This window comes from Microvirga sp. CF3062, assembly GCF_036314045.1.
Taxonomy (GTDB): Bacteria; Pseudomonadota; Alphaproteobacteria; order Rhizobiales; family Beijerinckiaceae; genus Microvirga.
Genome location: NZ_JAYGGN010000002.1, coordinates 25122 through 51484 on the forward strand (window position 1 = coordinate 25122; position 26363 = coordinate 51484).

Sequence of the window (26363 nt, forward strand, 5' to 3'; positions counted from 1 at the left end):
GGTCTCTCCTTCGATGATGGTGCAGGCTTTCTTGAGGAACTGGGTGTTTTGAGGATCATCTTCCGCTTCGGCGGTATCGCATTGCTCGTCGCGGCCATCGTCATCCTGGCGGTGCTGCCCTTTGCGACATCCTTCGTGGAGCAATGGTCGCAACGCGACGTCGAGCTGCGATCCCGTCTGGTGTTCAACTCCGTCCGTGACCAGGTCACGGGCCTTCTCGTCCGAAACGATGCCCAGCAAGTAGGAGGGCTGTTCGAGCGAATCGCCTCCGACGAGCGCGTTCTGGCCATCGGTTATTGCGACGGACAGGAGCTGCGCTTCCCCACAGTCAACATGCCCAGGTCCTTCTCCTGCGCGGAGGCGGCCCGCTCCGATGCCGAGAGCTTCTCCACGGTCAGGAACCAGGATCACAACGTCCTGGTCAGCTCCTTTCCCTTGAACGCAGGCGGACGCTCGGGCCATCTCGTGGTCCTGCACGATCTGAGCTACGCCGACCAGCGCGGCGGGGAGGCGAGGAATTATCTCTTCCTGGCGCTTGCCGGTGTCGCCTTTGGGGCGGCGGCGCTTGCCGCCATGATCGCCGCCCTCATCATGCGGCGGTGGCTTGCCTCCATCCGGCAGGCGCTGGAGAGCGCCCGTGCGGGCAATACGCAGCCGGCCGGCGAGGAGAACATCATCCCTCTGGGCAAGGAAATCCGCGATGTGCTCCAGGAACTGGAGTCCTCCCGGCGGACCATCGATGCCGCGCACACGGATTGGAGCCCGGACACGTTACGGGCAGCGCTCGCCAACGAGTTGTCGGGCTCCGAGGTCATTGTGGTGTCGAACCGCGAGCCTTACATCCACAACCGCACCGAGACGGGCGAAGTCGCCCTTCAGATCCCTGCAAGCGGCCTCGTGTCGGCCCTGGAGCCGGTGGTGCGCGCCTGCGGCGGCACCTGGGTCGCCCATGGCAGCGGCACGGCGGACCGGGACGTAGTCGATGCCAATGACCGGGTGCCCGTCCCGCCGAATCACCCGTCCTACACCCTGCGCCGGGTCTGGCTCTCGGAGGAGGAGCAGGACGGCTACTACTATGGCGCCGCCAACGAGGGCCTTTGGCCGCTCTGCCACATTGCCTTCGTGCGGCCGATCTTCCGGGAAGCCGACTGGCAGTTCTACCGCTCGGTGAACGAGAAATTTGCCGATGCGATTGTGGCCGAGGCCAAACGCGAGGATCCGATCATCCTGGTGCAGGACTACCACTTCGCCCTGCTGCCGCGCATGATCCGGGACCGGCTGCCCAATGCTACCATCGTGACCTTCTGGCATATCCCCTGGCCCAATGCCGAGACCTTCGGCATCTGCCCGTGGCGCGAGGAGATCGTCGACGGGCTGCTCGGCTCGTCGATCCTCGGCTTCCACACCCAGGCGCACTGCAACAACTTCCTGGATGCGGTCGATTCCTTCGTGGAAAGCCGCATCGACCGGGAGAAGGATTCTGTGTTCTTCGGCGGCGAGGAGACCCTGATCCGCCCGTATCCGATCTCCATCGAATGGCCTCCAACCGCCATGGAAGGCCAGAAGCCGATCGAGGAATGCCGTCGTGTCGTGCGCGAGCGCTTAGGGTTGTCGTCGGACATGCGCATCGGCGTCGGCATCGAGCGGTTCGATTACACCAAAGGCATCCTCGACCGCATGCAGGCCATCGACGCGCTCATCGGCGAGAATCCGGAGTGGAGAGGCAACTTCACCTTCGTGCAGGTTGCAGCCCCGACACGGAGCAAGCTTGCCAATTACCGACTGCTTCAGGAGGAGGCCGAAGCTCTTGCCCGCGACATCAACGAGCGCCATGGCGGTGACGGCTATGAGCCCATCAGGCTCCTCATTCGCCACCACGAGCCGGACGAGGTCTTCGAATTGTTCCGCGCGGCGGATCTCTGCATCGTGTCAAGCCTGCACGACGGCATGAATCTTGTGGCCAAGGAGTTCGTGGCCGCCCGCGACGACGAGCAGGGAGTGCTGATTCTCTCAGCCTTCGCCGGAGCCTCGCGCGAACTGTCGGAGGCCCTGATCGTCAATCCTTATAACGCTCATGCCATGGGTCAGGCTATCAACCGCGCCCTGACCATGCCGCAGCCCGAACAGCGCGAGCGCATGCGGCTGATGCGCGATCAGGTCAAGGAGCGCAACGTCTATCGCTGGGCCGGGCAGATGCTGCTCGCCGCCTCGCGACTGCGCAAGCAGCAGCGGATCAGGCAGCTGATCGCCAGGGGGCGCAGGCGTGCGGCGGCCGATGCGTGACGTTTCTGCAGGACACAAGACAATGGCCAAGACGAACGAGAATTATGCCCTCTTTCTCGATTTCGACGGGACCCTCGTCGACATCGTCGAGCGCCCTGACGCGGTTACGGTGGATCCCGCCTTGCCGAAGGTGCTTACGGATCTGGAGGACCGGCTCGGCGGCGCGCTTGCCATCATCAGCGGGCGTCCTATTGCCTTTCTGGACGGGCATTTCGCACCGCACGAGTTCGACATCGCCGGGCTTCACGGGCTTGAGCAGCGCATCGCCGGGCGCCTCTCCATGTGCGACCCGGACGAGCATCCCGCCCTGCGGGACATGGTGGCGCGCCTCAAGCAGATTGTGGCCGACAAAGAGGGGATCCTAATCGAGGACAAGGGCTGCTCGGTTGCGATCCACTGGCGGCTGGCCCCGCACGAGAAAGATTTTGCGCTGGCCACGGCGCATGCGGCCATCGAGGCCCTGGGCAACGATTACCGTGTTCAGCACGGCAAAGCTGTGGCAGAGATCCTTCCCTCGGCGGCAGGGAAGGGCAAGGTGATCGAGCGATTTCTTCACGAATCCCCCTATAGGGAACGACGCCCGATCTTCATCGGCGACGATCTGACCGATGAGAACGGCTTCAAGACCGTGAATGCCCATGGCGGCCTGTCCATACGTATCGGCGCTGGCGAGACCATCGCCAAGGTGCGCCTCGGAACGCCCGCGGAACTGCGACACTGCCTGGCCGCATGGGCAACCGACGGTTCTCTGCCTTTCAATGAGGATGATTGTTGATATGAGTTCGCTGGACCTTGCCGTCATCGGCAATTGCATGATCTCGGCCTTGGTCGATCGCCGCGCGCAGATCGTCTGGAGCTGCTTTCCGCGCTTCGATGGCGACCCCGTCTTTTCGGCTTTGCTCGATTGCCCCGAAGGGCAGAGCGATGCGGACCAGAAGGGCGTCTTCGCCATCGACATGGCCGGCATGGTGAGCTGCGAGCAGCGCTATCTCCAGAACACGGCCGTTCTCGTGTCGCGCATGACGGATTCCTACGGCAACATCGTCGAGGTTACGGATTTCGCGCCGCGCTTCAAGCATTTCGACCGTACCTTCCGTCCGCCCATGCTGGTGCGTCGAGTCACTCCTGTGAAAGGGCGTCCGCGCATCCGCGTCCGGCTGCGGCCGCATTTCGAATGGGGCGAGCATCCGCCCGGCCTGACGCGGGGCAGCAATCACCTGCGCTTCGTCGGCCCCGACACATCCCTTCGCCTGACCACGGATGCGTCGATCTCCTATGTCCAGGACGAGCGCTTCTTCGTGGCGGACCGGCCCATGTCGTTCTTCTTCGGCGAGGACGAGCCGCTGCGCTCGGAAGCCGACACCACGGCCCGCGCCTTTCTCGACAGCACGGTTGATTTCTGGCGCGACTGGGTGCGTTCGCTCTCCATTCCGTTCGACTGGCAGGAGGCGGTGATCCGTGCTGCCATCACGCTCAAGCTCTGCAATTTCGAGGAGACGGGCGCCATCGTGGCGGCGCTCACCACCTCGGTTCCGGAGGCGCCCCACACGCAGCGCAACTGGGATTACCGCTATTGCTGGCTGCGCGACGCCTATTTTGTGATCCAGGCGCTCAACCGGCTCGGCACGACGAAGACGATGGAGGAATACCTCACCTACATCACCAACATCGTCGACGACATGGACGCCATCCCCGACCAGAAGGACATGCCGCCGCTCTTCAGCATCACCCGCTCGCCCGATCTCGATGAGCGGGAAGCGACGGCGCTCGCAGGCTATCGCGGGATGGGGCCGGTGCGCGTCGGCAACGCGGCCTATACGCAGATCCAGAACGATGCCTATGGCAGCGTCGTGCTCGCCTCCGTTCACGCCTTCCTCGACAAGCGCCTGATCCGCACCGGCAATCAGGCCCTCTTCGAGCATCTGGAAAAGCTGGGACAAAGGGCCATCGAGGTGTTTGACCAGCCCGATGCCGGCCCCTGGGAGCTGCGCACCAAGGCGGCGGTCCACACCTTTCCGAGCGTGATGTGCTGGGCCGCCTGTGACCGGCTCATCAAGATCGCCGAGGCCATGGGGCGCGAGGACCGCGCCGCCTTCTGGCGCGAGAATGCCGAGCACATGCACCGGGTCATCGATGAGCGCGCCTACAACGCCAGCACGGGCACTTTCGTATCATCCTTCGATGGCGCGGATCTCGACGCCACGCTCCTGCTCCTGGCGGAGCTCGATTTCGTCAAGGCGGACGATCCGCGCTTCATCGCCACCGTGGAGGCCGTCGGGACGAAGTTGCGTCGCGGCGACCTCCTTCTGCGTTATGATGTGGAAGACGACTTCGGCCTCATGCACACGGCTTTCATGATCTGCGGCTTCTGGTACGTGGATGCCCTGAACGCCATCGGGCGCAAGGAGGAGGCGAAGGAATTGTTCGAGCACATCCTGAGCCTGCGCAATTCCTTCGGCCTCTTCTCCGAGGATGCGGACTTCACCACGGGAGAGCTGTGGGGCAATTTTCCCCAGACCTATTCCATGGTCGGTCTCATCAACTCGGCCGTGCGCCTGAGCCGGAGCTGGGAGGAGGCGTTCTGATCGTCACGGTCGGACGTCAATGGCGGAAAGGACGATAGGCTTCGATGTTCGCATTTCCCGTTCTGCTCGGCGATATCGGTGGCACCAATGCCCGCTTCGCTGTTCTGCCCGCGCCCGGAGAGCCCGTTCAGCTCCTGCCTCGCGCGCTGACCGCACAGACGCCGGACCCGGTCGGGGCCATCAGGATTGCGCTGGAAGCTTATTCAGGAGCAGCTCCACGGTCCGCCATCATCGCGGTGGCGACACGGGTGGATGCGCCGGCCATCCGACTCACCAACGCCCATTGGGTGATCGATGCCGAAGCCATCGGGCAGGCGCTCAATCTCGAGCGCGTGACCCTGGTCAACGACTACACGCCGGTCGCCGCTTCCGTGACGGTGCTCGATGAGGCGAAGGGCGATCTTGCGCCTATCGGAGCGTTCCCTCCGGCCGGATCCGGCGCGCGCGTCGTGCTGGGGCCTGGCACGGGCCTTGGAGCCGGCGCCTTGGTGCCGGTGGAGGACCGCTTCGCCATTCTGGCGACCGAGGCGGGTCACATGGAGTTTGGCCCGACGGACGACGAGGAAACCGCCCTCTGGCCGCATCTGGAGCGGGTGGGCGGACGCGTCTCGGGAGAGGTGGTGCTGTCCGGCCCTGGCCTCTTCCGTATTGCCAGGGCGCTGGCCGCTCATCGCTGCGTCGATTGCCCCTTCACGATGCCAAACGACGTTCTGGCCGCAGCCCGCGAGGGTGACAGTCTGGCGAAGGATGCCTTGGACCTCTTCGCACGCTTCCTCGGGCGCTTCGCCGGCGATCTGGCGCTGACCTTCGAATCCTCCGGCGGCGTGTTCATCGCGGGCGGCATCGCGCCCCGGATGATCGACATCCTCCAGGCTGGCGGCTTCCGCGAGGCCTTCGACCGCAAGGCGCCCCATGACGCCTGGGCCAGGAAGGTCCCGGTCTATGCCATCGTCAATCCCGAGCCGGCCCTGCAGGGTCTGGCCGCCATCGTGACGAATCCAGAGCGCTTCGTCTTCCAATCGCAGGGGTGGCGGGCTACCTGAAGGGCCTGCTCTCCAACCTGCTGATGGATGATGAAAACAGAACAGATCGCTCTTGCTCCGCTCGCTCCCGGAGCCGACCTCTCCCTGATGGTCCAGCGCTTCGGCCCTGAAGGCGCCGGCCCGCGCATCTATGTCCAGGCCTCGCTCCACGCGGACGAGATCCCCGGTATGATCGCAGCCCACCACCTGCGCGAGCGCCTCATCACCCTCGAGAACGAGGGCCGGATCCAGGGCGAGATCGTGCTCGTGCCCTCGGCCAATCCCATTGGCCTGGCGCAGCGGGTGCTGGGCAGCCATATCGGCCGCTTCAATCTTTCCGATGGCATCAACTTCAACCGCGGCTATCCCGACTTCGTATCAAAAGTGGCCGAGCGCATCGATGGCAAGCTGACAGATGATGGCGATACGAATGTGAGCATGATCCGCGAGGCTCTGCGGGCGGAGTGTGAGGCCTGGGAGCCCGCCAACCCGGCTGATGCGATGAAGAAGGCTCTACTCGGTCTTGCTCAGGAAGCAGACATCGTGCTCGACATGCACTGCGATGCCGAGGCTGTGGTGCATCTCTACGCCCATACCCGTTCGGAGGAGGCCTTCGCGCCGCTCTCCGCCCTGATCGGGGCCCATGCCTATCTGCTTGCGGATGTGTCCGGCGACGAGCCTTTCGACGAGGCCTGCAGCCGCCCCTGGGCGGAACTGGCCGACCGCTTTCCGGATCATCCCATCCCCTTCGGCTGCCACTCGACGACTCTGGAGTTCCGGGGCGAGCGGGATGTGAGCCACGAGACGGGGCAGGCCGATGCGGCCGCGCTCGTCAGCTATCTGATCCTGTGCGGCGCAATCGCCGGGGAGGCGCCCCAGGTGCCGGAGCCTCTGTGCCAGGCCACGCCGCTCGCAGCCTCAGAGCCGGTCCAGTCTCCGGCATATGGCATTCTGGTCTTCAGGGCCGAGGTGGGAGCGCGGGTGAAGGCCGGCGATGTGATCGCCGATGTGGTCGATCCACTGACCGGTGCCCTGGTTCAGGCCAAAGCTCCATCGGATGGCGTGATGTTCGCTCGAATCGCCCAGCGCATTGTCACCAAGGGCATGCGCATCGCCAAGGTGGCGGGCACCGAAGCCAAGCGAACCGGCAAGCTGCTCAGCGCGTAAGAGCCAGCTGTCTTTTCCCTCCCCCCTGCGGGGAGGGGTAGGGGTGGGGGTGGTTTGACCGGGTGAGCAGTTGATCAGATGGAGCTGTAACAGCCCTCCTGTATTCTAAATGGCGCGCAGCGTTCCGACTTTCCGACCCCCACCCGGCCGCTGCGCGGCACACCCTCCCCGCAAGGGGGAGGGAAGCACCTAGCACTTCCTTCTGTGAGAACAAAAAGAAAGGCCGTCCCGAGGGACGGCCTTTCCATTGTCGGTTCCACGGCCCCGAAGAGCCGCCCTTAAAGGTGCGTTACGCACAAATCTCGGCAGAGGCCAAGATCCAGGTCGCGGCAACCGGGGAACGTAGGGTATGACAATGAGACACTAGATCACCTCCTTTCGTTGTTGACGGGAAAGCCCCATATGGGGTGAGAAGAGCCCAGCGAAAGGGCAGGGCGCTGCGGCGTTCTGTCCTCCATGTCGATTTCAGAGAATTCCAAAAGCCATGACCGATCTTCCGGCCCCTGTGGGCCGCCGCCGTACCTTTGCGATCATCTCCCACCCGGACGCGGGCAAGACCACGCTCACCGAGAAGCTGCTGCTGTTCGGAGGCGCGATCCAGCTCGCCGGTGAGGTGAAAGCCAAGAAGAACCGCGTCTCCACCCGGTCCGACTGGATGGGGATCGAGAAGGAGCGCGGCATCTCCGTGGTGACCTCGGTCATGACCTTCGAGTATGGCGACTGCGTCTTCAACCTACTCGACACGCCGGGCCACGAGGACTTCTCGGAGGACACCTACCGCACGCTGACCGCGGTCGATTCCGCCATCATGGTGATCGACGCGGCCAAGGGCATCGAGGCGCGCACCCGCAAGCTGTTCGAGGTGTGCCGCATGCGCGACATCCCGATCGTGACGTTCATCAATAAGATGGACCGCGAGGCGCGCAGCCCCTTCGACCTCCTCGACGAGATCGAGAAGACCCTGGCCCTCGACACGGCACCCGTGACCTGGCCGATCAGCCAGGGCAGGAGCTTTGCCGGCACGTTCGACCTGCGCCGCAACATGGTTCGCCGCATCGACACCGACGATGAGCCGACCCCCGTCTCTGGCCCGGACGATCCGAAGCTTTTAAGCCTGCTGCCGCCGGAAGAGGTGGATGCCTGGCAGGAAGAGGTGACGCTGGCGCAGGAAGCCTGCAAGCCTTTCGACCTGCAGGCCTTCCGCGAGGGCCATCTCACGCCCGTGTTCTTCGGCTCGGCTTTGCGCAATTTCGGCGTGCGCGATCTCATCGATGCGCTGGCCGCCTACGCGCCGCCGCCGCGCGGCCAGGAGGCCGACAAGCGTCTCGTCGAGGCGGGTGAGCCCAAAATGTCGGGCTTCGTGTTCAAGATCCAGGCCAACATGGATCCGAACCATCGCGACCGCATCGCCTTCATGCGCATCTGCTCCGGCAGGCTCCAGCGCGGCATGAAGGCGAAGCTCGTGCGCACGGGCAAGCCCATGAGCCTGAACTCGCCGCAATTCTTCTTCGCGCAAGATCGCGCCATTGCGGACGAGGCCTGGGCCGGCGACGTTGTGGGCATTCCGAACCACGGGACGCTTCGCATCGGCGATACGCTCACGGAGGGCGAGGACATCGTCTTCCGCGGCGTGCCGAGTTTCGCGCCGGAAATCCTGCGCCGCATCAAGTTGCAGGATGCCATGAAGGCCAAGAAGCTGCGCGAGGCGCTGCAGCAGATGGCCGAGGAAGGCGTGGTTCAGCTCTTCGTGCCGCAGGACGGCTCCGGGGCCATCGTCGGCGTGGTTGGTGCGCTGCAGCTCGATGTGCTGAAAGAGCGGCTCAATGCCGAGTATGGCCTGCCGATCGACTATGACCCGACGCGCTTCTCCATCTGCCGCTGGATCACGGCGGACGATTCGCGGGAGCTCGACAAGTTCATCGAGGGCCATCTGTCGTCCATGGCGCGCGACCTCGACGACGCGCCCGTGTTCATGGCGCCGAACATGTTCAATCTTCAATACGAGGTGGACCGCTACAAGGCGATCCAGTTCTCGGACGTGAAGGATTACCAGAAGAAGGCGGCTTAACAGCCGCCTTTCCTTTTGCCTCAGGCTTCGAGCTGGTTCAGCGGCAGGTCGATGCGTACCAGCAGGCCCTCGCGGCGCCAGTCATAGGCAATGGCGCCGCCGAGCTGGTCCGTTACGCTCCGGCGCACGAGCTTCGAGCCGAAGCCTTCGGTGCTCGGCACGCCCTGGATTGCCGGCCCATTCTTTTCCTGCCATGTGAGCGCGAGCATCACGCCCCGCACCCAGGTGATCCTCAGGCGGCCTTCGGGAGCCGAGAGGGCGCCGTATTTCAACGCGTTGGTGGCCAGCTCATGCAGCACCAGCGTCAGGATCGTTGCAGCCTTTGGGCTAATTCGCACTGATGGCCCCTGGATCGTCATCGGGGAGGGCGCGTCCTGGCTGATGTGCGGCGCCAGGATGGCCTGCACGATCTCCTCGACCGAGGTTTCTCCGTCCGTCGGCTCGCTGCCCGTGATGGCAGGTCGGATCAGCTCATGCGCGCGGGCCAGGGCGTCGATGCGCCCGCGCAGGGCGGTGGCCATCTGCTTCGGCGTTTCCGCCGTCCGGGCCGTGAGGGCGATCATGCCGCTCGTCATGGCAAAGAGATTTTTGACCCGGTGGTTGAGCTCCTGCACCAGAAGCTGCCTGACCTCCTCGTTCCTGCGACGCTCCGTGATGTCGATGATCGTTCCGAGTATTCGGGCGGGTTTCAATTCGCCGTTGATAATCTCGTAGAGCATGCGGCCGCGGCTGAGGATCCAGCGGACCTCCCCGTCAGGGCGGACGACTCTGTGCTCGATCTGGATCTGTCCCCCCGAGCGAGGATCGCTCAGTGAGCCTACGCTGCTCACCACATTTTCGCGATCCTCCGGGTGAATGGCCGAGTGCCAGAACTCATAGGTTGCGGGCTCGCTCTTCGGCAGGCCGAAGATGTCCTTCTGCCGATCCGACCAGAAAGTCTCGCCGGTCTGGGCGTTCCATTCCCAGAGGCCCATCTCCGTCGCCTCGACGGCAAGCGCCAGACGCTCATTGTGAAGCGCAACCTCGCGGGTCTTGACCTCGGCTTCGCCGCGCGCCCTGACCCGCTCGGTCACATGGGCTGCCAGAGCGAGGATCCCACTGATCTGATCGCCCCCTTCGCGGACGGGCAGAAGCTTGATGTCCCAGTAGGTGGTGTTGCCGGGCGTGAGCACGAGGGGATGATCCCGCAGCTCCTGCGGTTCGCCGGTCTGGAACACCTTTTCTCGTAAGGCCCAAAGCTCAGGGGTGTACCTCTCGCCCATGACCTCGGACACAGTCCGGCCGACAATGTCCTCGTCGGAGCCGGACAGGGCAGACCGAAACAGGCGGTTCGTAAAGGCGAATTGCTGCTCCGAGCCAAGGGTCACGGCGATGGCCAGTGGCACGTTCTCCAGAAGCTCGGAAAGAGCCTCCTGGCTGAAGCCTCCCGCTCCTCCCTGGAGGCGAATCCCATCGAGACCATAGGCCCAGGGCTGAGAGGGACTCACGCTGACATCCTTTACAAAAGCACACCAAGGAGAGGAGGCAATACCATGACGAACCCGCCAGTGTAATAATATTCTATGCTGTCAGCTTGCTTTTTCCAGCCACGTCTGGGGCATCAAGCAGAGCCTTCGATGAGGCTTTCTCCGGAAATTGCGTCTGCACCTGCGCAATGTCGGCGAGGGTCGGCAGGCTCGCTTCGTTGCCGAGATACTGGATGGCGTGGGATGAGGCCCCGCGGGCGAAGATGAAGTGCTCGCGCCAGGGCAGCTCAGGCCGGGCCATGGCCGAATAGACATAGGCACCATGGAAAATGTCGCCGGCGCCGTTCGTGTCCACCACCTTGTCGCCCGGCACGTCGAGGGCGGGCAGGACCCCTTCCTGGCCGGTCTCGTCATACCAGACGAGGCCGCGCTCGCCCAAGGTCACGCCGCCGATCTTGCAGCCGCGGCTCTTGAGATACTCCAGCATTCCGGCCGGGGTTAGGTCCATCTGCTCGCACAGGCGCTCGGCCACGATGGCGACGTCGATGAATTCGAGGAGTTCATGGGTGTTGGAGCGCAGACCGCCGCCGTCGAGCGAGGTAAGGATGCCGGTCTCGCGGCAGGCCTTGGCGTAATGCATAGCGGCGTCGGCCTGGTGGCCGTCGAGGTGGAGGGCCTTGCAGCCCTGCAGGTTCAACGGCGGCACCGGGTGCAGGTAATGATCGTCGCGGCAGCGCACGATGGCGCGCTTGCCGCCCCGCGGCATGATGAAGGACAGGGAGGATTCGTGGACCTTCCGGTGATGGACCGAAATGCCGTATTTTGCCGCCATGTCGATGAACATGCGACCGAGCCAATCGTCCGCGATTGATGTGAGCAGGTCTGGCGGCAGCCCCAATTTGGCGCAGGCGAAGGCCGCTGTGACCGCATTGCCGCCGAACGAGATCGCATAATCCCGCGCCACGGTTTTTTCGTCTCCGGTCGGCAACTCGTCCGCCAGGAAGGTCACGTCGATATAGGTCTGTCCGACAAAGAGAGCATGCATCGTTCGTCATCATCTCGCTGAATTCGCCGCCAGAGTCTTGGACGAGCAGAAATGATTAGGCAAGCCATGCAGGCTTCGCCTTTGGGCTTGGCGGTTTTTCAGGCTCTGTTGAGCGTCGCGGCCAAGCGGGCTGCCGTCAGGGCCGCGTCCAGGTCGGTCGCGATGAACTCGACAGGAGCGACGAGCCCCTTGCGAAAGGCGCTGGAGACGACCGGGTGAAGCCGGGCGCTGCCGCCCACCAAGGCAACCGGCCGGGGTCCAAGGCGCTTGATGAGGGCATTGGCCAAGCGAGCCAGTTCCTCGCCTGCTTCCCGCAGGATGCGAAGGGCCGTGCCGTCGTCAGCATAGGCCGCCTCGCCCACGGCACGGGCGAGAGACCCGATCTTGCCTCGGTCGCCGCCATAGACGAAGGAGCGGACGATGTTCCAGTCGGTGCCGCCGAGCGCGTGTGCAAGGCAGGTGCCCAGCGTCGATGTCCAACCTCTGCCGGGGCTTTCTTCCTCGGCGCGCAGAATAGCCTTGAGCGCCTCGCGGGCGATCCAGAAGCCGGAGCCGCCGTCATCGATAAGGTTGCCGCGCCCGCCGACCCGGATCACCTGCTTGTCCTCGGAGAGATAGTAGCCGATGGAGCCGGTGCCGCTATAGACCAGGATGCCTTCGCCCAGGGCGAAATAGGCCAGGTAGGCGATCCACATGTCCTCCGCGACGAAAACCTTCTCGGGCGGCAGTTCGAAGGTCTCTGCAAACATCGCCCGCATGGTGACTTCGGCCGGAGTCTCGCGGGTGAGGCCCGTGATGCCAGCTATGATGCCGAGCGGCTTGCCTGTCGTCAGCACGGCTTGAGCCATGTCGAGGACGATCTGCCGGGCGCGCTCTTCCGCAGCGGCGGAAAAGAGATGGCCGGTCAGGGGCGCAACGGAACCTTGGGCGACGCATCGGCCGGTCGCATCCGCCAGCCGCCAGCGCGTGGCGGTTCCACCCGCATCGATGCCCAGACCCAGCCCCATGCGCCCGCAGCCTTCTTGTCAGTGCCAGCTTTCAAGTCGACTTTTGTTAGGACGTCTTGGGGAGATCCGCCAGAGCTTTGCGCAGATTGCCGTCGTGGCGCTCAAGCGCGCCTTGCGCCTCCGTCGGGCTGGCGCCCATCGCGATGAGAACGGCACTCTTCAAGTCGCCGCCGGCTTCGAGGATGGCATCCGTTGCCGTGGCCTCGTCGCAATCGGTGATCTGCATGACCATAATCTCGCTTCGGCGGCGCAGTTTCGCGTTCGTCGCGCGCATGTTGACCATGAGGCCGCGATAGACCCGGTCCATCCTGACCATGATCAGGGTCGAGAGCAGATTGAGGATCACCTTCTGCGCCGTGCCAGCCTTCATACGCGTCGAGCCGGCAACCACCTCCTCGCCCGTATCGGCCAGGATCGGATGGGAGCAGACCTCGAGCAGGGGCGTGTCGGGATTGTTGGAAACCCCGATGGTCTGGGCCCCTCGCGCGGCCGCCTCCTTGAGAGCCGCGATGGTAAACGGCGTCCGGCCGCTGGCCGCCACACCGATCACCACATCGTCCGGACCGATGTTGTTCTCGCGGATGCCCACGATACCGTCCTCGACCGAATCCTCGGCGTTCTCGACCGCCTGCATGATGGCGCCTTCGCCGCCGGCGATCAGGTAGACGATGCGGTCGTCTGGCCAGTTGAAGGTCGGCGGCAGTTCCGTGCCGTCTTGGACGCCGATGCGGCCTGAGGTTCCGGCGCCCGCATAGACAAGCCGCCCGCCGCGGCGCAGACGCGGCACCGCCACTTCCGCCGCAGAAGCAATGGCCGGGAGAGCAGGCCTGACGGCGGCGACGGCAGAGAGCTGTCCCTCAAGAAATGCCGAGAGGACATCGAGGCTCGGCCAGGTGTCGAGATCCTGGTAGCGGGTACTGAAATGTTCTGTTGCCATTATGCCAACCTTCTTCCAGACCAGTATAGGACCAGTTGAAGCCTGCAACAATCGCCCGGAGAGGACTGAGAGGGGCCGGCCATCAACTTTCTGTTGGCATCCTTAAAGTCACACGAGCCGATCAAACAACGCGATCACCTGCTCGCCCGTTGCACGGCGGAGGGCAAGGATCCCGCTGTCCTTGTGCCGGCTCGGATGGACCCGGTTGGTCAGCAGCGACCAGGCAAGCCCGCGCTCGAAATCGATCCAGAGGCCAGTGCCGGTGAAGCCCGTATGGCCGATGGTGTCAGGCGAGCAGGCATCGCCCCCGTGCCAGCCGGGATAGAAGCCCTCCCAGCCCACAGTCCGCTTCTCCGATTCCCGCGTGCGGATGGCCTTAATGGCATCCGGCGACAGCCCTGTGCTGTCTAGGAGCGAACGGGCGAAGTCGAGCACGCCGTCGATGGTGCCAAACAGACCCGCATGACCCGAGGCGCCACCCAGAGCATAGGCGTTCTCGTCATGCACCTCGCCGCGAATGACGCGCCCGCGCCAGGTGTCCTTCTCGGTCGCTGCACAAAGCTTCGGATCGGGCCGGAACGAGAATTTTTCAGGAAGCGGCTGATCGATCAGCGCCTGTCCCGTGATGCGCTCGATGGCGATGCCGAGCAGGATAAAATTGATGTCGGAATAAACCGCCGGCCCTGGCTGCCAGATCCGTTGCAGGATGAAGGCGCGCAACGTGTTCGGATCCTGCCCATAGGTGTAGAGCGGCTCCACGGCCGGCAGATGCGTCTGATGCGCGAGGCACTGGCGGAAAGTGAGCCGCCGCTCGGCTGCGTTCATGTCGTATTGGCGTAAGTCAGGAATGACCTTCACCAGAGGATCGTCGAGGGCAATCCGGCCTTCCTCGACCAGTTGCAGAATGCGCGCGGTCGTGAAGATCACCTTCGTGAGCGAGGCGAGATCGAACCATGTTTCACGGGAAACATTTTCGCGCGCCGGCTCGATCTGCGCCGCCCCAGCCCATTGCACCGCGCGTTCGCCAATTGCAGTTACGATCCCTAAGACGGCACCCGGGATGTTGCCGGCCTCGATAGAAGCGGCAGCCGGCGCGAAGGCTTCGTCGATCAGATCCGTCAGGGCCATGATTGTCTCACGCGGCGCGGTGAAATTCGCCGCCGGGCATGGGATGCGGCACGCCGGTTGTGGTCGGCAGGCTCAAGGGCAGACCGAGGGTCGATCTCACGGCGAGATAGCCGAAGGCCTGCGCCTCGAGGAAGTCGCCGTCCCAGCCCACGGCTTCCACCGGATCGACGGCAACATCGAGTTCCTCGTGCAGGCGCCTCATGAACTGTGCATTGCGCCGCCCGCCACCGGTGACGAGCCAGCGCTGCGGTGCACGTGGGACATGGCGCAAGGCGGCGATGACGGATTGTATGGTGAACTCCGCCACGGTGGCGGCGCCATCCGCATCTGAGAGCGCTTCAATGCCTTTGGCGCGGGCATGAAAATCCTGACGGTCGAGCGACTTCGGCGCAGGCCGATCAAAGAACGGGTTTTGCATGAATTCGGCAACGAGCGCCTCGTCGGCCGTGCCGGAGGCTGCCAATTGCCCGTTCTCGTCGTATCTCAGGCCGCGGCGACGCAGCACGAAATCGTCGAGCAGGGCGCTCGCAGGGCCAGTGTCGAAGGCGATCACCACATCACCATCGATATAGGTGACGTTCCCGACCCCGCCGAGATTGAGGATCATGATCGGCTGCTGGAGATTGCTGGCGAGCGCACGGTGGTAGAGAGGGACGAAAGGAGCGCCTTCGCCGCCTGCCGCGACATCCGCATGGCGAAAGCGGTCAACGGTATCAATGCCGAGCGCCTCGGCGACCCTCGTGCCCAGCCCGAGCTGGCGCGTGAAGCGGATCTCCGGCCGGTGATAGACGGTCTGACCATGAAAGCCGATGAGCCTCACCTCTGCGGCGGCGATCCCGGTCTCCTCCATGAAGCGCCGGATGGCAGCGATGTGCGCGTCCGTCACGGCTTGCTCGAGATCCTCCAGCGGCTCGCTCTGCGTCCGCGCCGGCTCGGCGATCAATGCCTGAAGGGTTTTTCTCAAATCCTCCGGGTAGGAGAAGGTGCGGCCAGCCCCCGGCTTTACGACGGTGTCGCCGTCCGTCTCGACGATGGAGACGTCGATCCCGTCCATCGATGTGCCGCTGATCACCCCGATGGCTTTGACGATGGAACGATCCGACATCTGGTTCTCCGGCCTTGTCTGTTTGGTCGCGACCATAGCACAGCCGGGGAGCCGGTCCAGAGTGGTATGATATTGGACCATGACAGGTCCGCAACGATGGCTTATAAATTGATCTGCGGCTTCCAAGGGAGGAATAAACGTATGGTTAGGTCAGCACTGCGCAGTGCGCTCGGCGCAGGTTTCATGGTGGCGGCAATGGCCTCCGCTTCGGCTCAGGTTCTGGAAATCGGCGCGGATGCAAGCCCGACGGGTCTTGATCCTCATCTCATCACCGCGTTCCCGAGCTTCATGGTTGTCAACGGCAACATCTATGAAGGCCTCACGGCCATCGACAAGGATCTGAAGACCGTTCCGGGCCTCGCCGAGTCCTGGACCGCTGCACCAGACGGCAAGACTTATACCTTTAAGCTGCGCGCGAACGTGAAATTCCACGACGGCTCCGACATGAACGCGGAGGACGTGGTGGCTTCCATCAAGCGCGTACAGAGCAAGGACATCGCTTCGCCTCTGGCAAGCCGCCTCGCGGCAGTGGAGAGCGCCAATGCGGTCGATCCCCAGACCGTGGAACTGAAGCTCAAGGAGCCGTCCGCCGCTCTCCTGAGCTCGCTCGCGACCATCGCCATCGTGCCGAGCGCCATGGAGGCAAACAAGGACGCCCTGCAGAAGACACCGGTCGGCACGGGGCCGTTCAAGTTCCAGGAGTGGCAGCCCAACGGCTTCATCCTGCTCACCAAGAACGACGCCTATTGGGAGAAGGGTCTGCCGAAGCTCGCCGGGCTCAAGTTCAACATCGTGCCTGAATCGGCCACCCGCCAGGTGGGCCTGAGCAACGGCCAATACGCTCTCCTGCCCAACATCGATGCGGCCACGGCCCTGCAGCTCAAGGGGAAGCCGAACGTGAAGCTCGCCGAGACCATGGATCTCGCCTACACGCTGATCGGCATGAACGTGTCGAAGCCGCCCTTCGACAACGCGAAGGTACGCGAGGCGGTGAACTACGCCATCAACCGTCAGGAAATCGTGGACGCGGCCCTCTTCGGGGCCGGCGTGCCGGGTGGACCGCTCTCGCCCGCCCTGAAAACCTGGGCGCTCAATGTCAACCAGTTCGCCTGCTACAAGCCCGATCCGGCGAAAGCCCAGGCGCTCCTGAAAGAGGCGGATGTCGCGACGCCGGTCACTGTTACCCTGAAGGTCCTGCCGCGTCAGGACGTGAAGGACATCGCCCAGGTGGTGCAGGAGCAGCTGAACAAGGCTGGCTTCAAGGTTGAACTCATCAATCAGGAGCAGGGCCAGTTCATCCAGGATTGGCGCAACAGCAACTTCGACATGTTCGCCTCGATCAATGCCGGACAGCCGGATCCGGACGAGTATTTCTACCGCACCTTCCGCACGGGCGGATCGACCAACGTGTTCAAGTATTCCGACACGGAGATCGACGGGCTGCTCGACCAGGCCCGGAGCCAACAGGATCAGGCGGCGCGTAAAGCAGCCTACGACAAGGTGCAGCAGAAGCTCGCCTGCTCCGGTCCCGTGGCGCACCTCACCTACGGCACCCTGTTCTCGGCCATGAACAGCAAGCTGCAGGGCTATGACGTGATGCCGAACCGGTCGCTCCTGACCTTGCGCAACGCCTCCTATTAAGATCCGACGACAGCCCTGGCGCCGCATCCACGCGGCGCCAGGGCGTTTTCTGAGAGCCCCACTGCATGAACCGAGTCCTGCTCGCGCGCCTCATCGATCTGGTCTTCGTCCTGTTCGGCGTGTCGATCATCGTGTTTCTGATGATCCGCCTGATCCCGGGCGACGCGGTCGCGATCATGCTGGGAGCCAATACCGAGATCACGCCCGAGCGCATGGCGGAGCTCAACCGCCGCGTCGGTCTCGACCGTCCCATCGTCGAGCAATACCTGCTCTGGGCGGGCGCCGCGCTGCGCGGCGATTTCGGCACCTCGCTCTGGACGGGCCGGCCTGTGGCCGGCGAAATTCTCCTGCACCTGTGGCCGACGCTGGAACTCACTTTCCTCGCGCTTCTCGTCGGCGCGGTGCTGGCGGTGCCGGTCGGCTGCCTGATGGCGCAGACCCGCGGCGGTGCAGCAGACGTGGCGATGCGTGTGACGGCCATCGCCGGCCTGACGATTCCCTCCTTCTGGCTCGGGATCGTGCTGATCCTGCTGCTTGCTTCCTGGGCGCCAGGCTTCGCGTCACTAGGCTATGTGCCATTCTCCGAGGACCCGGTCGGCAACCTGCAGCGGATGACGCTGCCCGCCATCGCCCTGGCGCTGCCGATCCTCGCCAATCTCTCGCGCCTCGTGCGCTCGGCCATGCTCGACGCGCTGGGGCAGGACTATGTCAGGACAGCGCGCGCCAAGGGTCTGGCCGAGCGCAAGGTCGTCTACAAGCATGCCCTGCGCAACGCGCTGATCCCGTTTCTCACCAGCGTGGGCATCATGACCGGCTATTTGCTTGGCGGCGCCATCGTGGTCGAGCAGGTCTTCGCCATCCCGGGCCTCGGACGGCTCATCCTCGGCGCCATCGCCGAGCGCAATTACCCGCTGATCCAGGCCACCATCCTGGTGGTCACGGCGGGCTTCGTCATGGTGAACTTCCTTGTCGACCTGCTCTACATCGTCGTCGATCCCCGCGTGAGGGCCTGAATCCGTGCAGCGTCTGGCCAGGAACAAGCTTCTCACCTTCGCGGTCGTTCTGGTGGCGATCCAGGTCATCCTTGCTCTCGGGGCCCCCTTGTTCGCGCCCTACGATCCCATGGCGCAGAGCGTGGCGCGGCGCCTGCGGGCGCCGACCGAGCTGAACTGGTTCGGCACCGACCAGCTGGGTCGCGACGTGCTGACCCGGATCCTATACGGCTACCGCACCTCGCTCATAGCCTGCCTGCTCGCCGTCGGAGTCGCGCTCTTCGCCGGAGGTGCCCTTGGGCTTGTGGCCGCCTATTACCGCGGCTGGCTTGACCGCATCATCATGCGCATCATGGATGTGCTCTTCGCCTTCCCGGTGATGCTGCTCGCCATCGGCATCATCGCGGTTCTGGGGCCGCACACCTACAGCGCGGCCGCCGCCATCGCGGTGGTCTACACGCCGATCTTCGCCCGCCTCCTGCGCGGCCCGGCGCTGGTGCTGTGCGAAAGCGAATACGTGGCCGGGGCCCGCGCCATCGGGGCGTCAGACGCACGCATCATTTTTCTTCACATCCTGCCGAATCTCGCGTCCGTGGTTCTGGTTCAGACGAGCCTGCTACTCTCCGCCGCCATCTTGGTGGAAGCCTCTCTCTCGTTCCTCGGCCTCGGCACCCAGCCGCCGACACCATCGCTCGGTCTGATGCTGTCGGAGGGCCGTAACTTCCTGATGCTGTCTCCCTGGAGCGCGATCTTCGCGGGCTTCGCCATCCTGTTCCTGTCCTTCGGCTTCAATCTTCTGGGCGATGCCTTGCGCGATACCCTCGATCCGCGCCTGAGAGGGCAACCGTGATCGTAAGGCCAGCAGAGCCCGGCGATGTCCCGGCACTGGCGGGCATCGCGCAGAGTTCATACAGTTTGGCTTTTGCCGATATCCTTGAGACAGAAGTTATTGAAGATCACGATATAGCCTTCTTCATGGCACGCTTTGCGCATGCATGGCAGCGCATGCTCGTGGTTCTCTCGGATGGCACACTCGCAGGCTTCTTGCTCATGACCGATCAGCATATCGACATGCTGTTCATGGATCCCTCTGCCATCGGCAGGGGAGGCGGTGCGCTTCTTCTGCAAGAAGCCGAGCGGCGCGGCGCGAGAAGCCTCGAATGCTTCCACGACAACCATGCCGCCCGTCACTTCTATGAGCGTCATGGCTGGCAGGTGGAGCGGGAATACGACCGGGACTTCGCCGGCAGGAGCCGCAGCTTCGTCTTCTACGCGAAAGGCTGAACGCTCAGAGCGTCACCACTCGTCCTGTCCGCACAGCCTCGTCGGCGGCGAGCACGATGCGCAGGGAGCGAACGGCATCGTTCATGTGATCCGTCAGGTCGAGATCTTCCTGGATCGCCCGCAGGAGATAACGCTGCTCGCGTTCGCAGAGGTCATCGTGGTCCGGCTCGTCCGTGGTGCTGATCCGCTCATCCGCCTTCGCGAAAGTACCATCGCCGTTCAGAGCAGCATGATGGAGCAGGATCTGATTGGTCTTGGTATGGGCATTAATGTCGTCAGAGCGGATGTCGCCGACCGTCTCGGCCATGACGATGCTGACGCTGCCCTTTGGTCCGATCACGTCCTTCACGAAATAGGCGGTCTCGCTCATCATCGGACCCCAGCCAGCCTCGTACCAGCCGACGGAGCCATCGTCGAAGGTCACGTGAAGGTGTCCGTAGTTGTACATGCCAGCCGGCATATCCTCCGTCAGTCGCGTGCCGACACCATGGACCTGCACGGGATTGGCCTTGGTGATCTGGCACATGACGTCGACATAATGGACGCCGCAATCGACGATGGGGGACAGCGATTGCAGCAGGCGCTTGTGCGCCTCCCAGGCGGCCCCGCTTGATTGTTGGTTGAGGTTCATGCGGAAGACGTGCGGGGTGCCTAGCGTCCTGGCGATTTCGATGAACTTGATCCAGGACGGGTGATGGCGAAGGATGTAGCCGATGACGAGCTTGCGCCGGGTGCGCTGAGCTGTGTCCACCACGCGCTGCGCATCCTCTACAGTGTCGGCCAGGGGCTTTTCCACGAACACATGGGCGCCCGCCTCCATGGCTCGGATCGCGTAGGGTGCATGGGTATCCGACCAGGTGTTGATCGACACCACGTCCGGCTTGGTTGCCGCAAGCGCGTCCTCGAAATCTCTGAACCGCGGAGCGTCCTGCAGAGCCTCGGGAAGCGTAGTCGTGTCGATGTTGCGCGTGCAGAGCCCCGCAATCTCGAAGCCTTCGATCCGCGTATAGGCGAGGGCATGGGACAGGCCCATATTGCCGAGGCCGACGACCAGAACCCGCTGCGCGCTCATCGACGCTTCCCCTTATCCACTTTGACCGGCGATCCAAGTCTGCCGCACCTGCAGGCTTTCGTCGAGGAGCACGAGGTCGGCGCGATAGCCCGGCGCAATGCGGCCGAGTTCGTGATCGAGCCGCAGGAAGCTTGCCGGCACGAGAGAGGCCATCCGGAGCACGTCCGGCAGGGCAAGGCCCAGGCGCTCGACGCTGTTGCGCACCGCGCTCGCCATGTCGAGGTCGGAACCAGCAAGCGTTCCGTCCTCTGTGGTGAGCCTGCCGTCCTTGCGGTAGATCGTGCGTCCATGGAGCTCGAAGCTCGTCAGGTCCGTGCCGGTCACCGACATGGCATCGGTCACGAGCATCATCCGCTCCGTGTCCTTGGCGGCAATAGCCACGCGCAAGGCGGAATCGCTCACGTGATGCCCATCGACGATGAGGCCGCACCAGGTATCCCGGCTGTCGAGGGCTGCGCCCACCGGGCCCGGATCGCGGCCAGCGAGCGGCGGCATGGCGTTGAAGAGATGCGTGAAGCCGCGCAATCCATGGTGGGTAGCTTCCATGACAGTGGCGTAGTCGCTCGCGGTATGCCCGGCGCAGATCAGCACGCCGGCCGAGGCAAGGCGCGCGATGGCCTCCATGCTGTTGCGCTCAGGCGCGAGGGTCACCAGGGTGCGGCCCTCCTTCAGGGAGGTCAGGATCGCGATATCCTCCTCCTCCATCGGGCGCATGAAGGCGGGGTTGTGCACGCCCTTGCGTTCGGGGCTGATGAAAGGGCCTTCCACATGGATGCCGAGAACGCCGGGAACACGGGCCGCCAGAGCCTCCCGCATGGCCTCCACCGCTTCCGCCATTTTCTCGCGCGTGTCAGTGATGAAGGTCGGCAGGAGGCCGGTGGTGCCGTAGGCCCGGTGCGCCTGCGCGATGGTTCTCAGCCCTTCAACGGTCCGCACGTCATTATAGAGGACGCCGCCGCCGCCATTGACCTGAACGTCGATGAAGCCAGGGGCCAAGAGGCCGCTCACCGCATGGCGTTCGATCCCGGCGCCGAGGTCCCGCTCGTGCGGCACGCCGGCGATGCGCCCGTTCTCGATCACGACGGCACGGCCGTCGAACATGTGCGACCCGTCGAAGATGCGGGCCCCAGTCAGAGCAACGGCCATCAGACGGTCTCCGTCACCTTGCGCAGCCGCGGCGGGCTGTCGGGATTGCGCCCGCGCGCCAGCGCAACAGCGTTCACGAGAGGATAGAAGCTCTGAATGAGGGCAATCGGGGCAAGATAGGGATGCACATCCTCGACGGGCGGCAGCATGACGGAGGCAGGCCCCTCGGCCGCACCGGCCACTACGACGGGGACGCCCTGTTCGTTCAGCTTCGTCACGAGGTCGTTGACGCCGCTCAGGGTCTCGTCCTGCTGGCTGAGCACCAGGATCGGGAAGTGATCGCCGGCCAATGTCCAAGGACCGTGCATCAGCTCGGCCGCGCTCATGGCTTCCGCATGCACGCCCGATGTCTCCTTGAGCTTGAGCGCCGCTTCCTGCGCGACCGCAAAGCCGACGCCACGCCCGACGACGAAGAGGTTGTCGGCATCCGACAGGAGCGGCAGCGCGGGGGACCAATCGACGGCGGACGCCTTAGCAAGAACCTCCGGCAGAGTGTCGAGCGCGCTCAGCAGGTCCCGGTCTTGCGACCAATGGGCGACGAGCTGCAGGCCTGCCGCTAGCGCCGCGATGAAGGACTTCGTGGCCGCCACGCTCTTCTCAGGGCCCGCGTGGAGCGGCAGCACCACCTCGCAGGTGGATGCCAGCGGCGACGAGGTGTCGTTCACCAGCGCGACCGTCAGCGCGCCATCGTCGCGCCCGGCCTGGGCGAGATTGAGAATGTCGGGACTGCGGCCCGATTGCGATACGGCGAGGAACAGCGCATCACGCATGCGCGGCCGCGCTTCGTAGACGGATGTCACGGAAGGGCCGACGGAGGCGGTCACGAGCCCGGAATGGATCTCGAGCAGATACTTGACGAAGGTCGCCGCATTGTCCGAGCTGCCGCGCGCGCAAGTGACAGCAAAAGGCGGAGGAGAGGCGCGCAAACGCTCGCCTAGCTCCCGGCAGAGGGGCGCATTGCTCGCGAGCAGGGATGCTACCACCTGCGGGGCTTCCTGCGCTTCGCGCAGCATGGCCGTGACGGTGGAAACAGCGCTGTTCGTGTCAGGTGTCATCATTGTGCATCCGTTCGGGCTGGCTGATGGTCAGCTCGGCCACGAAATCATAGGCATCGCCCCGGTAGTAGGACGAGGTGAACTCGACCACTTCCCCAGTGGCCGTGAAGGAGCGTCGCTCGATGTAGAGCGCAGGGCTCTGGGGCGGAACGCTAAGAAGCGAGGCCTGTTCCTCATTCAGGAGCACCGCATGGAGCCGCTGCAGGGCACGAGTGGGCATGAAGCCCTTCTCGTGCAGCACGGCATAGAGCGATTGCTGCACCAGGGAAGGATCCGGCAGAACGCGGGACGGGATGACGGCGTTCTCGATCGCCATGGGGATGCCGTTCGCCATGCGAAGGCGATTGACGCGGCTCACCCGATCGCCGGGCGAGAGGCCGAGCGCCATCAGCTCGTCCGTCGAGGCCTGTCCGGTCGATTGGCTCAGCATTACGGCCGAGGATTTCAGGCCGCGGGCCGACATGTCGTCGGTAAAGCTCGACAGGCGGGACAGGGGCTGCTCCAGGCGCATCTGCTGCGCGATGAAGGTCCCCGAGCCCCAGCGCTGGACGAGAACGCCCTTCTGCACGAGGCCCGTGATAGCCTTGCGCACGGTGACGCGGGAAATGCCGAGCTGCTTGGCGAGATCCCGCTCTCCGGGCAGCGCGGCATCCGCCTTGAGATCGCCCTTGCGCACCGCCTCCTCGATGGATTGCTGAAGCTGAAGGTACAGGGGCGTGGGATTAGCCTCGTTCAGGGGAAGAAGCGACAGGACCTCGCCGGCTTGATCGCTCATGATGGTCTCCCTGTCATGGCTGTGCGAGCGAGCAGGATGGCGCCGTCGACCGCATCGGCCATGGGAGCCGCAATGGTGCGCTGGACAGGGGGCGGGAGCCAAGGGCGCATGGGCTCCGCGAGGCCGCCGAAGAGGCAGATGGCCGGAGCACCGAGGTCGAGAAGGCGCGTGGCGATCAGGCCCAAACCGGCGGCAGCATCCGCGACAAGGTCGATGGCGAGCGGGTCTCTGCGCTCTGCATAGTCGAGGACGAGCGGCGCATAGCGCCCGTAATCGCTCGGGCGGGCTTTGCCGACCCAGTCGACCAGGATCTCCAGGTCGTTCTTGAACTCGGCCAGCACCGCATCCGAGAGCGGGGTCGAAGGCGCACGCCCGTCATGAGCCCAGATGCAGCGGCGCAGGAGTTCCCGCCCGATGGCGGCCCCGCTGCCCTCGTCGGAGACCTCATAGCCCCAGCCCCCGACATAATGGCATTGGCTGCTCACGCCGCCATAGCCGCAGGAGCCGGTGCCGACGATGAGAATCGCCCCGTCGCCTCCGTTGAAGGCGCCGAGCCAGGCGGTATGGGCATCCGTGTCGATTTCAAAAGACGCAAAGGGATGGGCGCGCGCCAGCAGGCGCTCGACCGCGCTGGTCTGGCCCGCACCGGCTGCCCCCATGCCGGCATGAACTCGGCCAAGATCGCTTTCCTGAAGCCCCGCCTGGGACAGCGCTTCACGGCACGCCGTGAGAAGCGAGTTCCAGACCAGCTCCGGGTCGAGGCGGATATTGGATGGGCCGCCCGTTCCTTCCCCCAGCAGATCGCCTTGAGCATTGCGCAAACGGGCCCGGCACTTGGTGCCGCCGCCATCGATGCCAAGGAACAGAAGGTCGGTCATGCGCGGATGGATCTCAGGATGCGGATAATGGGACGGCACAATGCCACTTAATGTCCAGTTCGGGAAGGGGCAGAGACCGTCTGGCCCAGAGTCCAACGTACCTGTCCTGTGGATGCAGATTCATGAGAGCGCAGACGGAAGCCGGTAATTTCCGGCGGATCACGCCGAAGGGGAGTTGTGTTTGAATTTTGTCGATACCAATATGAGGTCACTTGTCCAACGCATCGTCCAGTGGAACAGTCATGGCTGCCCGCTGGGAGGCACAAGAATGCACAAAATGGGCACGGGGCAACAAAAGGGAACATGCTTGAAGGCGCGCCTCGAAGCCGCCTTTGGGCTACGGAGGACGAAAACGATGAAGACGCTCCATTCGAAGGCTTTCCGGCGTCGTGCGAGACAGTTGCTGGCGACCGCATCGGTCGTCGCGGCCGCTTTGGCTTTCGCCAATACCGCCTCGGCCCAGACACTCACCATCGAGAGCTGGCGCAACGACGATGCAGATGTGTGGAACACCAAGATCATTCCGGCCTTCAACAAGAAACACCCGAACATCAAGGTGCAGTTCAAGGCCGATCCGCCGACCGAGTACAACGCCGCGCTCAACGCGCGCCTCGCCGGCGGGACGGCCGGAGATCTCATCACGTGCAGGCCCTTCGATGCCTCCCTCGACCTGTTCAAGAAGGGCAGCCTCGTTTCCGTCAATGACGTGAAGGGCCTTGAGAACTTCTCCGACGTGGCGAAGAGCGCTTGGTCCACGGACGACGGCAAGACAACGTTCTGCATGCCGATGGCCTCGGTGATCCACGGCTTCGTCTACAACAAGGAAATCTTCGACGAATTGAAGCTGACGCCGCCGAAGACCGTGGCCGAGTTCCACGCGGTGCTCGACAAGATCAAGGCCGACGGCAAGTACACCCCCATCGCCATGGGTACGGCCGACCAGTGGGAAGCCGCCACCATGGGCCTCCAGAACATCGGCGTGAACTACTGGAAGGGCGAGGAGGGCCGCAAGGCGCTCATCGAGGGCAAGCAGAAGTTCACCGACAAGCCCTACGTGGACGCGTTCAAGGAGCTGGCGAGCTGGGCCCCCTATATGGGCGACGGCTACAAGGCCCAGAAATATCCGGATACGCAGAACCTGTTCACCCTGGGCCGCGCAGCGATCTATCCAGCCGGCTCCTGGGACGTGCCGATCTTCCGCAAGCAGGCCGACTTCGAGTTCGACGCCTTCGCACCGCCCGTGGTGAATGCCGGCGACAAGTGCTATATCAGCGACCATACGGACATCGCCATCGGCATCAATGCGAAGTCGCAGAACATGGACGCCGCCAAGACCTTCCTGTCCTGGGTGGCATCGCCTGAATTCGCCGAGATCTATGCCAACGAGCTGCCGGGCTTCTTCCCGCTCTCCAAGGCAAAGGTCGAGGTGAAGGATCCTGTGGCGGCCAAGTTCGTCGGCTGGCGCGGCACCTGCGAGAGCTCGATCCGCAACTCCTACCAGATCCTGTCGCGCGGGACGCCGAACCTCGAGAACGAGCTCTGGAACGTGAGCGCCCAGGTGATGAACGGCGCCATGAAGCCTGAAGAGGCGGCCAAGAAGGCCCAGGACGGCCTTGCCAGCTGGTATGAGCCGCAGAAGAAGTAAGCGTTGATCGAAGGCGGGCCGCTCGGAGGGAGCGGCCCGCCTGTCTTTTCTCCTTCGCCCCG

Annotated in this window: 22 protein-coding genes; 11 read left to right on the forward strand and 11 right to left on the reverse strand. The window is 64.1% G+C overall.

Translation table 11 applies throughout. The features are described 5' to 3' along the window. Positions 1 to 48 precede the first annotated feature (48 nt). The 6 genes from VB618_RS03575 (at position 49) to VB618_RS03600 (ending at position 9125) form a co-directional block, all read left to right on the forward strand. Positions 49 to 2283 carry an alpha,alpha-trehalose-phosphate synthase (UDP-forming) gene (locus VB618_RS03575; protein WP_329795149.1) on the forward strand — a complete coding sequence of 745 codons (2235 nt, stop codon included), beginning with the start codon at positions 49 to 51 and terminating at the stop codon, positions 2281 to 2283. 22 nt (positions 2284 to 2305) lie between these two features. Then, positions 2306 to 3058: a trehalose-phosphatase gene (gene otsB, locus VB618_RS03580; protein ID WP_329795150.1), complete on the forward strand. Its 753-nt coding sequence runs from the start codon at positions 2306 to 2308 to the stop codon at positions 3056 to 3058. Position 3059: 1 nt separating this feature from the next. Then, positions 3060 to 4868 carry a glycoside hydrolase family 15 protein gene (locus tag VB618_RS03585; RefSeq protein ID WP_329795151.1) on the forward strand — a complete coding sequence of 603 codons (1809 nt, stop codon included), beginning with the start codon at positions 3060 to 3062 and terminating at the stop codon, positions 4866 to 4868. Between the two features lie 104 nt (positions 4869 to 4972). Further along, positions 4973 to 5911, forward strand: coding sequence for a glucokinase (locus tag VB618_RS03590; protein WP_442931689.1), 939 nt, complete (start codon positions 4973 to 4975; stop codon positions 5909 to 5911). A 30-nt stretch (positions 5912 to 5941) separates the two neighbouring features. Continuing rightward, positions 5942 to 7057, forward strand: a complete 1116-nt coding sequence (locus VB618_RS03595) for a succinylglutamate desuccinylase/aspartoacylase family protein (protein WP_329795153.1) — start codon at positions 5942 to 5944, stop codon at positions 7055 to 7057. 484 nt (positions 7058 to 7541) lie between these two features. Beyond that, positions 7542 to 9125, forward strand: coding sequence for a peptide chain release factor 3 (locus VB618_RS03600; protein WP_329795154.1), 1584 nt, complete (start codon positions 7542 to 7544; stop codon positions 9123 to 9125). Between the two features lie 20 nt (positions 9126 to 9145). On the opposite strand, the gene VB618_RS03605 is transcribed toward VB618_RS03600, so the two are convergent. The 6 genes from VB618_RS03605 to VB618_RS03630 form a co-directional block, all read right to left on the reverse strand. Beyond that, a complete protein-coding gene (locus tag VB618_RS03605) occupies positions 9146 to 10612 on the reverse strand; it encodes a sensor histidine kinase (RefSeq protein ID WP_329795155.1) in 1467 nt (488 codons plus the stop codon). A gap of 73 nt (positions 10613 to 10685) precedes the next feature. Then, positions 10686 to 11636 carry a sugar kinase gene (locus VB618_RS03610; RefSeq protein WP_329795156.1) on the reverse strand — a complete coding sequence of 317 codons (951 nt, stop codon included), beginning with the start codon at positions 11634 to 11636 and terminating at the stop codon, positions 10686 to 10688. A gap of 98 nt (positions 11637 to 11734) precedes the next feature. After that, a complete protein-coding gene (locus VB618_RS03615; protein WP_329795157.1) occupies positions 11735 to 12643 on the reverse strand; it encodes an N-acetylglucosamine kinase in 909 nt (302 codons plus the stop codon). A 46-nt stretch (positions 12644 to 12689) separates the two neighbouring features. Then, positions 12690 to 13580: an N-acetylmuramic acid 6-phosphate etherase gene (locus VB618_RS03620; RefSeq protein ID WP_329795158.1), complete on the reverse strand. Its 891-nt coding sequence runs from the start codon at positions 13578 to 13580 to the stop codon at positions 12690 to 12692. Positions 13581 to 13688: 108 nt separating this feature from the next. After that, positions 13689 to 14708: a serine hydrolase domain-containing protein gene (locus VB618_RS03625; protein ID WP_329795159.1), complete on the reverse strand. Its 1020-nt coding sequence runs from the start codon at positions 14706 to 14708 to the stop codon at positions 13689 to 13691. Between the two features lie 7 nt (positions 14709 to 14715). Beyond that, entirely contained in the window at positions 14716 to 15813 is a 1098-nt protein-coding gene (locus VB618_RS03630) for an anhydro-N-acetylmuramic acid kinase (protein WP_329795160.1), read from the reverse strand. 141 nt (positions 15814 to 15954) lie between these two features. Between VB618_RS03630 and VB618_RS03635 the strand changes: the two genes are divergently transcribed. The 4 genes from VB618_RS03635 to VB618_RS03650 all read left to right on the forward strand — a co-directional run bounded on the left by VB618_RS03635 (position 15955) and on the right by VB618_RS03650 (position 19730). After that, the gene (locus tag VB618_RS03635) at positions 15955 to 17454 is read left to right on the forward strand and encodes an ABC transporter substrate-binding protein (protein WP_329795161.1); all 1500 of its coding nucleotides are present in this window, start codon (positions 15955 to 15957) and stop codon (positions 17452 to 17454) included. Between the two features lie 65 nt (positions 17455 to 17519). Continuing rightward, positions 17520 to 18467, forward strand: coding sequence for an ABC transporter permease (locus VB618_RS03640; RefSeq protein WP_329795162.1), 948 nt, complete (start codon positions 17520 to 17522; stop codon positions 18465 to 18467). 4 nt (positions 18468 to 18471) lie between these two features. Next, positions 18472 to 19296 (forward strand): ABC transporter permease, encoded by an 825-nt coding sequence (locus tag VB618_RS03645; RefSeq protein ID WP_329795163.1) that lies wholly within the window; start codon positions 18472 to 18474, stop codon positions 19294 to 19296. A 125-nt stretch (positions 19297 to 19421) separates the two neighbouring features. Further along, entirely contained in the window at positions 19422 to 19730 is a 309-nt protein-coding gene (locus VB618_RS03650) for a GNAT family N-acetyltransferase (protein WP_329795164.1), read from the forward strand. Between the two features lie 4 nt (positions 19731 to 19734). Here VB618_RS03650 and VB618_RS03655 read toward each other — a convergent pair whose 3' ends face one another. The 5 genes from VB618_RS03655 to VB618_RS03675 are packed head-to-tail and all read right to left on the reverse strand — an operon-like array spanning position 19735 to position 24656. After that, entirely contained in the window at positions 19735 to 20802 is a 1068-nt protein-coding gene (locus VB618_RS03655) for a Gfo/Idh/MocA family oxidoreductase (RefSeq protein ID WP_329795165.1), read from the reverse strand. A gap of 12 nt (positions 20803 to 20814) precedes the next feature. Beyond that, positions 20815 to 21948, reverse strand: coding sequence for an N-acetylglucosamine-6-phosphate deacetylase (nagA, locus tag VB618_RS03660; protein WP_329795166.1), 1134 nt, complete (start codon positions 21946 to 21948; stop codon positions 20815 to 20817). Continuing rightward, positions 21948 to 23006 (reverse strand): SIS domain-containing protein, encoded by a 1059-nt coding sequence (locus tag VB618_RS03665; RefSeq protein ID WP_329795167.1) that lies wholly within the window; start codon positions 23004 to 23006, stop codon positions 21948 to 21950. The genes nagA and VB618_RS03665 overlap by 1 nt, the downstream gene beginning before the upstream one ends. Then, the gene (locus VB618_RS03670; RefSeq protein WP_329795168.1) at positions 22993 to 23778 is read right to left on the reverse strand and encodes a GntR family transcriptional regulator; all 786 of its coding nucleotides are present in this window, start codon (positions 23776 to 23778) and stop codon (positions 22993 to 22995) included. Before VB618_RS03670 ends, VB618_RS03665 begins: the two co-directional genes overlap by 14 nt. Then, the gene (locus VB618_RS03675; RefSeq protein ID WP_329795169.1) at positions 23775 to 24656 is read right to left on the reverse strand and encodes a BadF/BadG/BcrA/BcrD ATPase family protein; all 882 of its coding nucleotides are present in this window, start codon (positions 24654 to 24656) and stop codon (positions 23775 to 23777) included. Before VB618_RS03675 ends, VB618_RS03670 begins: the two co-directional genes overlap by 4 nt. Positions 24657 to 25011: 355 nt before the next feature. On the opposite strand from VB618_RS03675, the gene VB618_RS03680 reads away from it, so the two are divergent. Next, positions 25012 to 26301: an ABC transporter substrate-binding protein gene (locus VB618_RS03680; RefSeq protein ID WP_329795170.1), complete on the forward strand. Its 1290-nt coding sequence runs from the start codon at positions 25012 to 25014 to the stop codon at positions 26299 to 26301. Positions 26302 to 26363 lie beyond the last annotated feature (62 nt).

Excerpts from the sequence above, each read along its gene's own strand:
- otsB (WP_329795150.1), top strand. The coding sequence starts at position 2,306 with ATGGCCAAGACGAACGAGAATTATGCCCTCTTTCTCGATTTCGACGGG.
- VB618_RS03585 (WP_329795151.1), top strand. The coding sequence starts at position 3,060 with ATGAGTTCGCTGGACCTTGCCGTCATCGGCAATTGCATGATCTCGGCC.
- VB618_RS03595 (WP_329795153.1), top strand. The coding sequence starts at position 5,942 with ATGAAAACAGAACAGATCGCTCTTGCTCCGCTCGCTCCCGGAGCCGAC.
- VB618_RS03600 (WP_329795154.1), top strand. The coding sequence starts at position 7,542 with ATGACCGATCTTCCGGCCCCTGTGGGCCGCCGCCGTACCTTTGCGATC.
- VB618_RS03610 (WP_329795156.1), bottom strand. The coding sequence starts at position 11,636 with ATGCATGCTCTCTTTGTCGGACAGACCTATATCGACGTGACCTTCCTG.
- VB618_RS03615 (WP_329795157.1), bottom strand. The coding sequence starts at position 12,643 with ATGGGGCTGGGTCTGGGCATCGATGCGGGTGGAACCGCCACGCGCTGG.
- VB618_RS03620 (WP_329795158.1), bottom strand. The coding sequence starts at position 13,580 with ATGGCAACAGAACATTTCAGTACCCGCTACCAGGATCTCGACACCTGG.
- VB618_RS03625 (WP_329795159.1), bottom strand. The coding sequence starts at position 14,708 with ATGGCCCTGACGGATCTGATCGACGAAGCCTTCGCGCCGGCTGCCGCT.
- VB618_RS03630 (WP_329795160.1), bottom strand. The coding sequence starts at position 15,813 with ATGTCGGATCGTTCCATCGTCAAAGCCATCGGGGTGATCAGCGGCACA.
- VB618_RS03635 (WP_329795161.1), top strand. The coding sequence starts at position 15,955 with ATGGTTAGGTCAGCACTGCGCAGTGCGCTCGGCGCAGGTTTCATGGTG.
- VB618_RS03640 (WP_329795162.1), top strand. The coding sequence starts at position 17,520 with ATGAACCGAGTCCTGCTCGCGCGCCTCATCGATCTGGTCTTCGTCCTG.
- VB618_RS03650 (WP_329795164.1), top strand. The coding sequence starts at position 19,422 with ATGGCACGCTTTGCGCATGCATGGCAGCGCATGCTCGTGGTTCTCTCG.
- VB618_RS03655 (WP_329795165.1), bottom strand. The coding sequence starts at position 20,802 with ATGAGCGCGCAGCGGGTTCTGGTCGTCGGCCTCGGCAATATGGGCCTG.
- nagA (WP_329795166.1), bottom strand. The coding sequence starts at position 21,948 with ATGGCCGTTGCTCTGACTGGGGCCCGCATCTTCGACGGGTCGCACATG.
- VB618_RS03665 (WP_329795167.1), bottom strand. The coding sequence starts at position 23,006 with ATGATGACACCTGACACGAACAGCGCTGTTTCCACCGTCACGGCCATG.
- VB618_RS03670 (WP_329795168.1), bottom strand. The coding sequence starts at position 23,778 with ATGAGCGATCAAGCCGGCGAGGTCCTGTCGCTTCTTCCCCTGAACGAG.
- VB618_RS03675 (WP_329795169.1), bottom strand. The coding sequence starts at position 24,656 with ATGACCGACCTTCTGTTCCTTGGCATCGATGGCGGCGGCACCAAGTGC.
- VB618_RS03680 (WP_329795170.1), top strand. The coding sequence starts at position 25,012 with ATGAAGACGCTCCATTCGAAGGCTTTCCGGCGTCGTGCGAGACAGTTG.